This is a genomic window from Terrabacter sp. LjRoot27 (assembly GCF_964254175.1).
GTDB lineage: Bacteria > Actinomycetota > Actinomycetes > Actinomycetales > Dermatophilaceae > Terrabacter.
On record NZ_CAXUSS020000001.1, the window covers coordinates 1,059,965 to 1,072,273 of the forward strand.

14 protein-coding genes and 3 tRNA genes are annotated in these 12,309 nt (G+C 72.5%); 9 read left to right on the forward strand and 8 right to left on the reverse strand.

What is annotated here, in order from left to right; all coding sequences use genetic code 11:
- Positions 1 to 135: 135 nt before the first annotated feature.
- Together ACSQ2D_RS04935 and ACSQ2D_RS04940 are read right to left on the reverse strand one after the other, a co-directional pair.
- Complete coding sequence (locus ACSQ2D_RS04935) at positions 136 to 1,386, reverse strand: cupin domain-containing protein (RefSeq protein WP_435984903.1); 1,251 nt, start codon at positions 1,384 to 1,386, stop codon at positions 136 to 138.
- Complete coding sequence (locus tag ACSQ2D_RS04940) at positions 1,386 to 1,658, reverse strand: hypothetical protein (protein ID WP_020143298.1); 273 nt, start codon at positions 1,656 to 1,658, stop codon at positions 1,386 to 1,388. Before ACSQ2D_RS04940 ends, ACSQ2D_RS04935 begins: the two co-directional genes overlap by 1 nt.
- Before the next feature lie 111 nt (positions 1,659 to 1,769).
- Here ACSQ2D_RS04940 and ACSQ2D_RS04945 point away from each other — a divergent pair, with 111 nt between their 5' ends.
- Positions 1,770 to 1,973 (forward strand): DUF2945 domain-containing protein, encoded by a 204-nt coding sequence (locus ACSQ2D_RS04945; protein ID WP_435984904.1) that lies wholly within the window; start codon positions 1,770 to 1,772, stop codon positions 1,971 to 1,973.
- Positions 1,974 to 1,985: 12 nt separating this feature from the next.
- Here the strand turns inward: ACSQ2D_RS04945 and ACSQ2D_RS04950 are convergent, their stop codons facing one another.
- Positions 1,986 to 2,807, reverse strand: a complete 822-nt coding sequence (locus tag ACSQ2D_RS04950; RefSeq protein ID WP_435984905.1) for a hydrolase — start codon at positions 2,805 to 2,807, stop codon at positions 1,986 to 1,988.
- Positions 2,808 to 2,867: 60 nt separating this feature from the next.
- Between ACSQ2D_RS04950 and ACSQ2D_RS04955 the strand changes: the two genes are divergently transcribed.
- The gene (locus ACSQ2D_RS04955) at positions 2,868 to 3,767 is read left to right on the forward strand and encodes a hypothetical protein (protein WP_435984906.1); all 900 of its coding nucleotides are present in this window, start codon (positions 2,868 to 2,870) and stop codon (positions 3,765 to 3,767) included.
- A 50-nt stretch (positions 3,768 to 3,817) separates the two neighbouring features.
- Here ACSQ2D_RS04955 and ACSQ2D_RS04960 read toward each other — a convergent pair whose 3' ends face one another.
- The gene (locus ACSQ2D_RS04960; protein ID WP_435984907.1) at positions 3,818 to 5,194 is read right to left on the reverse strand and encodes an AI-2E family transporter; all 1,377 of its coding nucleotides are present in this window, start codon (positions 5,192 to 5,194) and stop codon (positions 3,818 to 3,820) included.
- A gap of 138 nt (positions 5,195 to 5,332) precedes the next feature.
- Between ACSQ2D_RS04960 and ACSQ2D_RS04965 the strand changes: the two genes are divergently transcribed.
- The 6 genes from ACSQ2D_RS04965 (at position 5,333) to ACSQ2D_RS04990 (ending at position 7,979) form a co-directional block, all read left to right on the forward strand.
- Positions 5,333 to 5,405, forward strand: a tRNA-Thr gene (locus ACSQ2D_RS04965).
- A gap of 61 nt (positions 5,406 to 5,466) precedes the next feature.
- Positions 5,467 to 5,543: transfer RNA gene (locus ACSQ2D_RS04970), tRNA-Met, on the forward strand.
- A 169-nt stretch (positions 5,544 to 5,712) separates the two neighbouring features.
- Positions 5,713 to 5,883 carry a 50S ribosomal protein L33 gene (gene rpmG / locus ACSQ2D_RS04975; RefSeq protein WP_020143294.1) on the forward strand — a complete coding sequence of 57 codons (171 nt, stop codon included), beginning with the start codon at positions 5,713 to 5,715 and terminating at the stop codon, positions 5,881 to 5,883.
- 103 nt (positions 5,884 to 5,986) lie between these two features.
- Entirely contained in the window at positions 5,987 to 6,433 is a 447-nt protein-coding gene (locus ACSQ2D_RS04980; RefSeq protein WP_435984908.1) for an FAS1-like dehydratase domain-containing protein, read from the forward strand.
- Entirely contained in the window at positions 6,433 to 6,888 is a 456-nt protein-coding gene (locus tag ACSQ2D_RS04985; protein WP_435984909.1) for a MaoC/PaaZ C-terminal domain-containing protein, read from the forward strand. Before ACSQ2D_RS04980 ends, ACSQ2D_RS04985 begins: the two co-directional genes overlap by 1 nt.
- 17 nt (positions 6,889 to 6,905) lie before the next feature.
- The gene (locus tag ACSQ2D_RS04990; RefSeq protein ID WP_435984910.1) at positions 6,906 to 7,979 is read left to right on the forward strand and encodes a UDP-N-acetylmuramate dehydrogenase; all 1,074 of its coding nucleotides are present in this window, start codon (positions 6,906 to 6,908) and stop codon (positions 7,977 to 7,979) included.
- A 97-nt stretch (positions 7,980 to 8,076) separates the two neighbouring features.
- Here the strand turns inward: ACSQ2D_RS04990 and ACSQ2D_RS04995 are convergent, their stop codons facing one another.
- The 4 genes from ACSQ2D_RS04995 to ACSQ2D_RS05010 all read right to left on the reverse strand — a co-directional run bounded on the left by ACSQ2D_RS04995 (position 8,077) and on the right by ACSQ2D_RS05010 (position 11,924).
- On the reverse strand, positions 8,077 to 8,760 hold the full coding sequence (locus tag ACSQ2D_RS04995) for a hypothetical protein (protein WP_435984911.1): 684 nt from the start codon (positions 8,758 to 8,760) through the stop codon (positions 8,077 to 8,079).
- Positions 8,761 to 8,885: 125 nt separating this feature from the next.
- Positions 8,886 to 9,914: an adenosine deaminase gene (locus ACSQ2D_RS05000; RefSeq protein ID WP_435984912.1), complete on the reverse strand. Its 1,029-nt coding sequence runs from the start codon at positions 9,912 to 9,914 to the stop codon at positions 8,886 to 8,888.
- Between the two features lie 91 nt (positions 9,915 to 10,005).
- Positions 10,006 to 10,527 (reverse strand): DUF5709 domain-containing protein, encoded by a 522-nt coding sequence (locus ACSQ2D_RS05005; protein ID WP_435984913.1) that lies wholly within the window; start codon positions 10,525 to 10,527, stop codon positions 10,006 to 10,008.
- Entirely contained in the window at positions 10,524 to 11,924 is a 1,401-nt protein-coding gene (locus ACSQ2D_RS05010; RefSeq protein ID WP_435984914.1) for an aminotransferase class I/II-fold pyridoxal phosphate-dependent enzyme, read from the reverse strand. Before ACSQ2D_RS05010 ends, ACSQ2D_RS05005 begins: the two co-directional genes overlap by 4 nt.
- A 257-nt stretch (positions 11,925 to 12,181) precedes the next feature.
- On the opposite strand from ACSQ2D_RS05010, the gene ACSQ2D_RS05015 reads away from it, so the two are divergent.
- Positions 12,182 to 12,254 (forward strand) — tRNA-Trp (locus ACSQ2D_RS05015).
- Positions 12,255 to 12,309: the final 55 nt, after the last annotated feature.

Below are 12,309 nucleotides of genomic sequence, written 5' to 3' on the forward strand. Positions count from 1 at the left end.
CACGCACCGGCCGCCCGGCGCGAACGCACGCTGGCGACAGCCCGGTTTATGGCCTTTCGACGGTCATCGACCGTCGAAAGGCCACAAACCGGGTCCGTCCGGAGGCGGGCCGGGGATCGGGGCTGCGTCGCTCCGTCAGTCGTCGGCGACGACGAGCACCCCGGCGAGCATGAGCCGCCGCGCGAGCTCGAGACCGACCATGTCGGCACGCAGCACCCCGCCCGCCACGAGCGCGACGAAGGTCCCGACGTCGTGCGGCTCGACCGCGAAGTCGGCGAGCCGGCTGCGCAGCGTCGCCGGACCGAGACCCGTGGGAACGAGACGGGCGGCCACGTGCGGCCGGAGGTGGAGCAGCGTGTCGGCGCGCAGCGACTCGGCGGCGGCCACCTGAGCCAGGGGGCTGATCGGTGCGGGGCGCTGGGCCCCGCGCGCCCGCGCCTCGAGCGCGTCGACGACGGTGGCCGTGTCGATCTCGCCGAGAGCGCGCACGAGTGCGGCCCGCACGAGCTCGACGTCCGGGGCGATGGCCTCGTGGTCGAAGCCCGTCGGTGCGACGTCGAGCGAGGCGCGCACGCTCTCGTCGCGGCTGGCCTCGGCCAGCGCGATCGACACGAGCTCGTCGGCCACGTGGCGTCGTGTCCAGACGTGGACGCCCAGGGTGAGGTGCGTGCTGACCCCACCGAGCGCGGTCGCGGAGTGCAGCCAGCCGCGCGGCAGGTAGAGCACGTCCCCGGGGCGGAGCGTGAACTCGTGGTCGGGTGCCCGCCGTCCCGCCTCCTCGACCTCGGCCCGGTGGTCGGTCCACGGCTCGTCGCGCAGCGGTGAGTCGTGCACGGGCGGGCGGACGCGCCAGCGCTTCTCGCCGCCCATCTGGAGCACGAAGACGTCGTGGACGTCGTAGTGGTCGCTGAAGCCGGTGTTCTGGCTGGGGGTGACGTACGCGTTGGCCTGGACCGGGTGACCCAGCTCCTCCGCGAGCTGCTGCGTGAAGTCGATGAGCGGACCCCACGTGCGGTGCAGTCCCTGCAGCACGATGGTGGCGCCGTCGGCGAAGAGCCCGAGCAGCTTGTCGTCGCTCACCTGGTCGGCGACGGAAGCCCCGACGCCCCCGCCCTGGGTGAACTCCCGGTCGCCGAGGGTGCGGCCGCTCTTGGCGACCCGCAGGAAGGGGGCGCGCAGCCCGCGCCGGGAGACGAGCTCGTCGACGGAGCCCTCGGCGAAGAGGTCGGTCAGGCCGCCCGGCAGGTCGGCGGCCCGGGTGACGACGGGCGTGTGCGCCCAGTGGTCCCGGGCGAACTCGTCGGCAGCGAAGGGGACGAGACGCGCCAGCGCCGAGCGCCCACGCTCGTGCGTGGGCACCCGGCGGCTCGTCGTGCCAGCGGTCATCAGATCGAGCTGGTCGGGTCCGCTCCGGCCCCACCGTCGGCGCCGCCGTCGTGGCTGCTCGTGTCGGCTCCGCCGTCAGCGGGGCCCTCGGTGTCGGCGCCGCCGTCGGCTCCGCCGTCGTGGCTGCTCGTGTCGGCTCCGCCGTCAGCGGGGCCCTCGGTGTCGGCGCCGCCGTCGGCTCCGCCGTCGTGGCTGCTCGTGTCGGCTCCGCCGTCAGCGGGACCTTCGGTCGTCGGGTCGTCGCTCACGGGGTCCAGCGGGTTGTCGCTCATGGCTTCTCCTCCACGGGGTGTGGCGCGGCGCCGGACGACGCCGTCGTCCCTGCACCTACCCGCTCCGAGCGCCTCTGGCACACGCCCTGGAGGCGTGTTCTCATCGGTGTCATGGCGATCTCGAAGGGTGACACCGTCCACTGGAACACGTCGCAGGGCCGCACCACCGGCACGGCGGTCGAGAAACGCGTCTCGGGGTTCACCTTCGAGGGTCAGACGTTCAACGCCTCGGAGGACGAGCCGTACTGGATCGTCGAGTCCGGCAAGACGGGTGCCAGGGCCGCGCACAAGGAGTCGTCGCTCGACGCTGGATGACCCCGCGACGGCTCAGGTCAGGTGGTCGAAGTCGCCGCGCGTCCAAGCCGCATGGCGGTCGGCGGACCGCCGCAGCACGGCCTTGGCACCAGAGGGCACGACGGCGCCGAAGTTGTTGTAGAGGCGGTCGAAGTGCAGCGCCTCGAGCTGACCCGCGACACGCTGGACCACGTTGCCCGACAGGGGGATCCGGTTCGGGTAGCTGCGCATGAAGCTGACCGACCGGCGATCGGGGTTGGGGAAGACGGCATCGCCGGCCAGGAGCACGCCACGCCCCTCGGCGCCCGCCGTCCACTCGACGACGGCCTGGCCGCGGAAGTGTCCGCCCACGCGGTGCAGCATCAGTCCCGGTGCGACCCGGCGCTGCTCGTCGTAGAGCTCGACGAGCGGGTCCCGCCGCCGCACCCACTCGGCGTCGGGCGCGGCCACGAGCACCGGCACGTCGCCGAGGGCGTGGGCCCACTCCGTCTGCACGCCGTACATGTGCGGATGGCTCGCCGCCACGGCCAGCGTCGGCCCGAGAGAGCGCACCAGCTCCACGGCGGCATCGTCGATGTAGCCGACGCAGTCGAAGAGGAGCACGCCCTCGGGCACGCGGACGACCATCGTCTGCTGGCCGATGCCGACCTCGGGCTCGGCGCGCAGGCCCCACAGGTCGGTCTCGACCTCCTCGACGGTGATCCGCGTGCCCGCCGCCCGCAGCTGCCTCAGGGTCGTCCACCGTTGGCCGTCGGCCGGCACCCACTGTCGCTCGTCCTCGCAGACGGCACACGGGCCCGGGGGCTCCGGCAGGTCATCGGTCTCGACGGCGCACGTCGCACAGATCCAGATCACGGGCCAAGCCTGCCCCCCCCGTCGCGGGCCGCACCAGCAGGTTTGCGGGAGGATGCAGGGGTGATCCTGCACCTGCGCGCCGCCGTCGAGCAGCTGTATGCCGCCCCACCCGCTCGTTTCACCCCGCTGCGTTCCGAGCTGGTGGCCCAGGCGAGGTCGGCCGGTGAGAAGGACCTCGCCGCCTCGGTGGGTGCCCTGCGCAAGCCGACCCTCGCCGCGTGGGCGGTCAACCACTTCGTCCGCGAGCACGCCGACGAGCTCGAGGAGCTCCGGTCGTTCGCCGAGCTGCTCCGTGAGGCCCAGCGCAGCCTCGATGCCGACCAGCTGCGGCTGCTCGGCCGCGACCGGGCCGCGCGCGTCGACGCCCTGGCCGACCGCATCGCCGAGGTCGCGGCCGAGGACGGCGTGAAGCTGGGCGCCGGAGCCGCCCAGGAGGTGCGCGAGACCCTGACGGCCCTGATCGCCGACGAGGACGCCGAGGCCTCGGTCCTCACCGGTGCGCTCGTCAAGGCGCTCAGCTACTCCGGCTTCGGCTCGGTCGACGTGGCGGACGTGGTCGCCATCACGGACCCCGAGGACGACGACGCCGACGACGCCGGCACCGCCCGCGGCCGACCCTCGCTCTCCGTCCTGCCCGGCGGGGGAGGCGACCCCGTCGACCTCGAGGAACGACGTCGAAGCCGGCGCACCGCCGAGCGCGCGCGGCTCCAGTCGGCGCTCGAGGCCGCACGCACCGACCTGCGTGCCGCCGACCGGCAGGTCGCGGTCCTCACGGCCCGCCAGGAGGAGGTCACCGAGGGCATCGCCGACCTCGAGCGGCGCCTCGCGACGGCGAGGGCTCGGCTCGAGAAGGTGACGGGCGAGCTCGACGAGGCGGGCGGCATACGCAGTCGCCGCGAGCAGGAGGAGGCGGCGGCCCAGCAGGCGCTCGACGCGCACGACGCCCACGACGGGGAGTGACCGGAAGCGACCGGTCCGCGCGCACCGCGACGGCGGTGCCACGTCCCGGGCTACTTCTGGGGGTCTGACGCGTGGTCGCGGGAGAACCAGCGTCGCAGGGTCGCGCGCAGGCCCGTCGGGGGCTTCTCGACCGCCGGTGCGGCCGCGGCTGCGGCCTTGGCCCGAGCCCGGGCCAGCCCGGGGAGGCGGGCCGTGAACGCCGCGTGCTGATGGTCGTCCCGGTGGTGCTCGACGGGCTGGACGGCCGCGAGCTGGGGGAGCAGCTCGTACTTGCGCGAGTAGATGTCGAAGAGCGCGAGGAGGAGTGCGGCGACGGGCACCGCCACGAAGGCTCCGGCGACGCCGAAGAGCGCCGCGCCGAACATCACCGCCGCGAACGAGACGGCAGGGTGCACGTCGACGGCGTCGGCCGAGATGCGTGGCTCGATGGTGACGTTCTCGATCTGCTGGTAGACGAGCGCGAAGCCGAGCAGCGCCAGGCCCTGCCAGGGCTCGGGCCCGACGAGACCGACGAAGACCGGCAGCGCGATCGCGATGTAGGTCCCGATCGTCGGCACGAACTGGGCCACGAGTCCGGTCCAGATGCCCAGGGCCAGCCAGTAGTCCATGCCGATGAGCAGCATGAACAGGCTGGAGAGGCCTCCGCAGATCGCGGCGAGCACGAGCCGGGCCGAGACGTAGCCACCGGTCTTGATGACGGCCAGGTCCCAGGCGACGCCGATGACCTCCTGCTGGCGCGGCGGTGCGAGCTGGGCGACCCAGCGACGCAGGCGCAGGCTGTCGGCGGAGAAGTAGAAGGTGAAGAAGAAGAAGGTGATGGACGAGAAGAAGGCTCCCAGCACGGCGGCGACGGCGCCGATGAGGCCGCCGGCGACGCTGCCGGCGAGGCTGCTGAGGCCGCCGACGCCGTCCGTGAACTGGGCGAGCAGCTTGTCGGGGCTGAGATCGGCCCCGAACGTCTCGTTGGCCCAGGTCGTCGCGGCCTGGACCAGCGTCGGGATCGACGCGACGAAGGTGACGAGCTGGTCGGCGAGCAGCTTGCCGAAGGCGAGCATGAAGACGATGCAGAAGACGAGCACGCCGAGCATGACGGTCATCGTCGCCACACCGCGCCGCATCCGGCGGGAGAGCCGGGCGACGGCCGGCTCCATCGCGATGGAGGCGAGCATGGCCATGATGAGGGTGAAGATGACCGAGCCGCCGTCGTCGATGACGAACTTGCCGAGGGCGGCGATCGCGACGATGGCGACCGTGAGCCAGCCCGCGCGCCACACGCTGCGCCGGTCGAAGCGGACCTGCACGTCCACCAGGCGCGTCTCCACGTCACCGGCGTCGGATCCGGACGGGTCGACCTCGGACCCGACCCCCGCGTCCGGCGGCTCGGTGGCTGGACCCGGGCCGTGCCGACCATCGATGGGACCGCTCATGCCCTGATCCTCCCAGTCGGGACGCCGGCCGTCGGGGATCTGCTCGATTTCGTATCCGCGCCGCCGACCGTGTAGTCTCACCGTCGCACAACAGGTCGTCCTGAAGGCGTTCTCGCAACGTTTATCGGTGTCGACCGTGCCCCAATAGCTCAGTCGGCAGAGCGTTTCCATGGTAAGGAAAAGGTCTAGGGTTCGATTCCCTATTGGGGCTCTGGTCGGTCGGTTCCCGGTCCCCGTCGCAGTCCGCGGCGGGCCGGGGGACGACAGCCCATGGCGGGGTAGCTCAGCTGGTTAGAGCGCACGACTCATAATCGTGAGGTCGCGGGATCGAGCCCCGCTCCCGCTACCACTTCCGCGCGCACCCGGTTCGATTTCTCGAATCATCGGGGTGTCGCGTAACCTTGGACGTCGCGCCTGCGTGTCACCCCGGGATGCCGCCCGGAACGCGTGACGCGCCGCGCGACACCCGTCGCAAGACGACCGAACACCCAAGTACGTTCCCGAAAGAGCAGGTTGCCGTGGCCAGCAAGAGCAGCGACGTCCGTCCGAAGATCACGATGGCGTGTGTGGACTGCAAGGACCGCAACTACATCACCAAGAAGAACCGTCGGAACAACCCCGACCGTCTCGCGATGAACAAGTTCTGCCCGAAGTGCGGCAAGCACACGGAGCACCGCGAGACCCGCTGAACCCAGCGCTTTCCTCGACGCTCCCTCGGCCACCGGCCGGGGGAGCGTCGTCGTTCCCGGACGCCGTCGGGTCGCTGGTGGCGCCGGTCGATAGGCTGCCCGTATGCCGGTGAACGCAGACTTCCAGGGCCGGGTCTACCCGCCCACCGAGACCTATCGGGTCAGTGCCGCCAAGATCCGTGAGTTCGCCGAGGCCGTCGGCTCCGCCGACCCGGTGCACGTCGACGCCGAGGTGGCGCGCGCCCGCGGCTACGCCGACGTCATCGCGCCGCCGACGTTCGCCGTGCTCATCGCCCAGCAGTGCGACGGCCAGCTGATCCGCGACCCCGAGGCGGGCATCGACTTCTCCCGCGTCGTGCACGGTGAGCAGCGCTTCGTCCACCACCGGCCCCTGACGGCCGGCGACGCCGTCGTCGGCACGCTCCACGTCGACACGGTGCGTGAGGCCGGGGGGCACGCCATGGTGACGACGCGCACCGAGCTCGCCACCGAGGCGGGTGAGGCCGTCTGCACGGCCACGTCGACCATCGTCATCCGAGGAGCCGAGTGATGAGCGCCCAGCCGAGCACCCCGACGCCCACGCCGGTGCGGTCCTTCTCCGACGTCGCGGTCGGTGACGCGTTGCCGCCGGTGACCGTCCACGTCGACCGCGCGCGTCTCGTCCAGTACGCCGGCGCCTCCCTCGACCGCAACCGCATCCACTGGGACGAGCCCTTCGCCAAGGCGGTCGGGCTGCCCGACGTCATCGCGCACGGGATGTTCACGATGGGTTCGGCCGTCACCCTCGTCACCGACTGGGTCGGCGACGCCGGCCGTGTCGTCGAGTACGGCGTGCGCTTCACCCGCCCGGTCGTCGTGCCCTACGACACCGGCGCCGACATCGAGGTCTCCGGCGTCGTCAAGTCCGCCGACCCCGAGACGAAGCGGGTCACCGTCGAGCTGACCGCGACCGCCGCCGGCGAGAAGGTCCTCGGCCGCGCGCTCGCCGTCGCGGTCCTCGACTGAGCCGGCCGGTCCAGCGCGTGCAGGAGCAACACGACGTCCCCCTGTCGACCCTCACGACGATGCGGGTCGGCGGCCCGGCGTCGCGCGTCGTCACCGCCTCGACCACCGACGAGCTCGTCGACGCGGTCCGTGAGGTCGACGACGCCGACGAGCCGCTCCTCGTCGTCTCGGGAGGGTCCAACCTCCTCGTCTCCGACGACGGGTTCGAGGGCACCGTCGTGCGCGTCGCCACCTCGGGGATCACGCCCGAGTCCGCCGACTACTGCGGGGGCGCCGTGGTCCGGGTGGCCGCGGGCGAGGTGTGGGACGACGTCGTGGCGCACGCCGTCGCGCAGGGGTGGGCCGGTGTCGAGGGGCTGAGCGGCATACCCGGTCTCACGGGCGCCACGCCCATCCAGAACGTCGGCGCCTACGGCCAGGACGTCTCGCAGACGGTCGCCCAGGTGCGCACGTGGGACCGTCAGGAGCAGGCGGTGCGGACCTTCATGAACGCCGACTGCGCCTTCACCTACCGCCACTCGCGCTTCAAGGGGCACTCGCGCTACGTCGTGCTCGACGTGGTGTTCCAGTTCGAGGTCGCCGACCTCAGTCGCCCGGTGGCGTATGCCGCCCTGGCGAAGGGTCTCGGGGTCGAGCTCGGCACGCGCGTCCCCCTCTCGGACGCCCGTGACGCCGTCCTGGAGCAGCGCCGGGCGCGCGGCATGGTGCTCGACGACGCCGACCCCGACACGTGGTCGTGCGGGTCGTTCTTCACCAACCCGATCCTCAGCCGCCACGAGTTCGACGACCTCGTCGAGCGCGTCGGGGAGCACCTCGGGTGGGAGGGACCGACGCCCCCGCGCTTCCCCGAGCCCGGGGGCCGGGTCAAGACGAGCGCCGCGTGGCTCATCGAGCACGCCGGGTTCGCCAAGGGCTTCGGCCTGCCGGCGCCGGCTGCGCTGTCCACGAAGCACACCCTGGCCGTCACCAACCGCGGCGGTGCGACGACGTCCGACGTCCTGGCGCTCGCCCGGCAGGTGCGCGACGGGGTCCGCGACACCTTCGGCGTGACGCTCGTCAACGAGCCGGTCATCGTCGGCGACCAGCTCTGACGGCAGGCCCTCCAGGCCCTCCGGGCACCCGGTCACACGGCAGAGGCCCCGGTTCCGTTGGGAACCGGGGCCTCTCGCGTCGGGCCGTCTGCCGCGACTACTTCGTCAGGACGACGGAGAACGTCTTGGCCGGGATGTTCTTGTCCGTCGTGCTGACGGCGTAGGCCGGCCGGTTGAAGGCCAGGCGCAGCGCGCTCGTCGTGCCCTTGTCGACCTTGAAGAAGACCCAGCCGCGTTCGCGGTCGTCGCGTTTCGTCGTCAGGAGCGGGTCGGCCTTGTAGGCCTTGCCGAACTCGGCCGTCGGCGCGACGTTCTGCTTGGGGCTCGTCGCGATGAGCGACAGCATCTTCGGGTCGAGGGACGCGGAGTAGCGCGAGCCGGCGTCGAACTCGACCTTGACCCCGACGATCTCGAAGGCCTCGGCCCCGACGGGCTGGTTCTTCGGGAAGGGCAGGTTGCGCGAGATGCGCAGCGCCGTGATCGTGTGGCCCAGCTGGGGGTCCTCGATGACGGCCTTGATGGTGCGCGTCGAGTACTTCGCCGGGGCGGCGGTCGTCGGCGCGGCGGTCGTGGTCGGCGCGGTCGACGTGGTCGTCGTCGAGCTGCTCGTCGCGGCCGGGGTCGTGCCGGCCGGAGCCGTCGGGTCGGCGGTGACGGGCGACTCCCCGCTGCACGCCGCGAGCGCGACGACGGGGGCGACGAGACCGGCCACGGCGAGTCGTCGCAGACGGGCGCCGGAGGCGGTCGATGGGCGTGTGGGAGCGGGGGCAGAAGTCTTCATCTCCCGACCAGCATGACCGGGCGCACCGATCCTGAGCAAACCCGGTGGGAGCGGGCGAGGGTCCCGGTCCCGCTCGGAGGAGCCCGATATGCCCGGTTACGGCCCGGTCCGGCGTGTGGCCGGTGTCACGCCGGGCCGGCCAGCCAGGCGTCCACGTCGGCGAGCGCGGCCTTGCGCAGCCGGTCCGGCATCCGGCTGCCCTCGAGCGAGCCTCGAGCCAGCCGGGCGAGGCCCTCGTCGTCGAAGCCGAGCTCGCGGGCCGCGGCGTACTGCGCGGCCAGGCGGGAGCCGAAGAGGAGGGGGTCGTCCGCGCCCAGCGCGACGGGGATGCCCGCCTCGACGATCCGGTGCAGCGGCACGTCGCGGGCGTCGGCGTAGACCCCGAGCGCGACGTTGCTGCCGGGGCAGACCTCGAGCGTCACGCCTGCCTCGGCGACGGCGTCGAGCACCTGAGGGTCCTCGACGCTGCGCACGCCGTGGCCGATGCGGTCGGGGTCGAGGTGCTCCAGCGTCTCCATGACCGACTGCGCGCCAAGGAGCTCTCCGCCGTGCGGCACGAGGGCGAGGCCGGCTCGGCGGGCGATGGCGAAGGCCGGCGCGAAGTCGGCGACGGCCCCGCGCCGCTCGTCGTTGGACAGGCCGAAGCCGACGACGTCGCCCGCCTCCTCACCCGCGTGGTGGGCCGCGAGCCGGGCGAGCGTGCGGGCCTCGAGGGGGTGGCGCATGCGGCTCGCGGCGACGACGACACCGACGCCGATCTCTCCCTCGGCCGACACGGCCCGCGCCTCGTCGAGGACGATCTCGAGCGCCGGCGTGATGCCGCCGACGAAGGGTGCGTACGACGTGGGGTCGACCTGGATCTCGAGCCAGCGCGACCCCTCGGCCGCGTCGTCGGCCGCGGCCTCGCGCACGATCCGGCGCATGTCGTCCTCGCCGCGCACGCAGGCCCTGGCGGCGTCGTAGAGGCGCTGGAAGCGGAACCAGCCGCGCTCGTCGGTGGCCCGGGCCAGGCGCGGTGGCCAGCCCGTCACGAGGGCGTCGGGCAGACGGATGCCGTGCCGGGCGGCGAGGTCGCGCACCGTGTCGATGCGCATCGAGCCGGTGAAGTGCAGGTGCAGGTGCGCCTTGGGCAGATCCTGCACCGCTCGCGTCATGCGGGTCAGTGTGTCATCCGGCACCGGTGGGTGCGCAGAGGCCACGGCGGGCTGTCGCCCGGCCGTGGCCTCCCGTGGGTGCGTGCTGTTCTCAGTCCTCGTCGGGCTCGTCGGCGATCTCGTCGACGACGTGCATCGCCGCCTCCTCTGCCGACGCGCCGGCCCCGTCGACGCCGACGTCGCTGGCCCAGGCCTGCTTCTCGTCGTCGTCGTGCGCGCCCTCGTCGTCGGCCACGAGGCGGCCGGCGCGGGCGTCGCCCACCTCGTGGTCGCCGAGCCAGTCGTCCTCCGCGTCGATGGAGTCGGGGTCGTCGCCGCCCAGACGGTCGCCGTCGAGGCCGCTCTCGTTGTCGGGTGCGCCGTAGGCCGAGTCGGGGTCCGGCACCTCCTGGCGGATGCGCTCGTCGATCGTCTCGTCGATGGACTCCTCGTAGGCCGTCGTGCCGTGGGCGGTGACGCCCTGCGGCCGGTCGTTGGGGGAGTAGCCGCGGTCGAGGACGTCCTCGAGGTCGCCGTCGTCGAGGGTGTCCTCGGGCTGGAGCTGGTCCTCGTCGTCGACGCTGTAGGTCGTCAGGTCGTCGGCGATGGTCTCGTTGGGATCCTGGTCGCTCATCGCGAGGCTCCTTCAGTGGCGGTGGCGGTGGCGGTGGCGGTGTTCGAGGGGCTCGGGGCGTCCTCGGCCGACGGCGTCGCGCCGTCGCCCTCTGCCCCTACCCCGGCGGCTCGGTCCTGCGTCAGCTTCTCGGCGGCGGCGAGCGCCACGCACGTCGCGACTCCGGCCATGGCCGTGCGCACCTCGTCGAGCACCGGGAAGGTCGGGGCGAGCCGGATGTTGCGGTCGCGGGGGTCGTGGCCGAGCGGGAAGGACGCGCCGGCGGGCGTCAGCGCGATGCCGGCCTCCTTGGCGAGCGCGACCACCCGTGACGCGGTGCCGTCGAGCACGTCGAGGTTGACGAAGTAGCCGCCGGTCGGGTGGCTCCACTCGGCGACCTCGAGGCCGGCGAGCCCGGTCGTCAGGGCCTCGTCGACCGCCGCGAACTTCGGCGCGATGATCTCGCGGTGCTTGCGCATGTGGGCGCGCACGCCCTCCGCGTCGTGGAAGAACTCGACGTGGCGCAGGTGGTTGACCTTGTCCGGACCGATGGAGCCCATCGCGAGGTGTCCGAGGTACCACTTCACGTTGGCCGTGCTCGCGGCGAGCACGGCCACGCCGGCGCCCGCGAAGGTGATCTTCGAGGTCGAGGCGAACATGATCGGCCGGTTCGGGTGCCCGGAGGCGGCGGCGAGGCTGAGGATGTCGGCGCTCTTGGCCTCGACCTCGGTGAGGTGGTGGAAGGCGTAGGCGTTGTCCCAGAAGATCGTGAAGTCCGGCGCCGCGGTCGGCATGGCCGCGAGGCGCGCGGCGACCTCCTGCGACACGACGGCGCCCGACGGGTTGGCGTAGGTGGGCACGATCCAGATGCCCTTGACGCTCGGGTCGTCCTTGACGAGCGCCTCGACGGCGGCCATGTCCGGTCCGTCCGAGTGCATGTCGACGGTGACCATCTCGATGCCGAAGGCCGCGAGCATCGAGAAGTGACGGTCGTAGCCGGGCACGGGGCAGATGAAGCGGACCGTCTCCTCCTGGCTCCACGGCCGCGGCGACTCGACGCCGCCGAAGAGGAGGAAGTCGACGATGGTGCTGTACATCATCGTCAGGCTCGAGTTGCCGCCGGCGACGACCTGGCCCGGCTCGACCCAGAGCAGATCGGCGAACAGCTCGCGCAGCTCGGCGAGTCCCTCGAGGCCGCCGTAGTTGCGCACGTCGACGCCGGCCCGGTCCTTCGTCGCGGTCGGAAGGTGCAGCAGGTCGTTCGAGAGGTCGAGCTGCGCGGCGGACGGCTTGCCCCGCGTCAGGTCGAGCTTGAGCCCGCGCGACTGGAGCGCCGCGTAGGCTTCACGCTGCTCGGCGAGGAAGCCGGCCAGGTCGTCGTCGGACAGGGACGCGAGGGAGGTGCGCGGGTTCGTCACGTCTCGATCCTGCCACTGTGCCGCGCCGGCCGGGCGTCCGAGTCCGTATGCCGGGTCGCCCGGTTCCGGGCAGCCGCCCGGCAGAGCCCGACGGGTGCCCGACGCCGGCCCCACGGGCGTCCACGCCGGGCCCGCGCAAGGGGTTTCGGGTCGGTTCGCGTTGGGGCGCATCCGTCCCGTATGATCGTCCCTCGGACGGCTTCGCTGGCCATGCTGACGCATGCCGTCCCGCCGTGGGCACCCAACGTCCGCGGCGAAGGGCAATAGCTCAATTGGTAGAGCACTGGTCTCCAAAACCAGCGGTTGGGGGTTCGAGTCCCTCTTGCCCTGCGCATCCCAGTGATGTGGTCGTCGTGCAAGGCGGCACGCGGCTTCTGCCCTGACG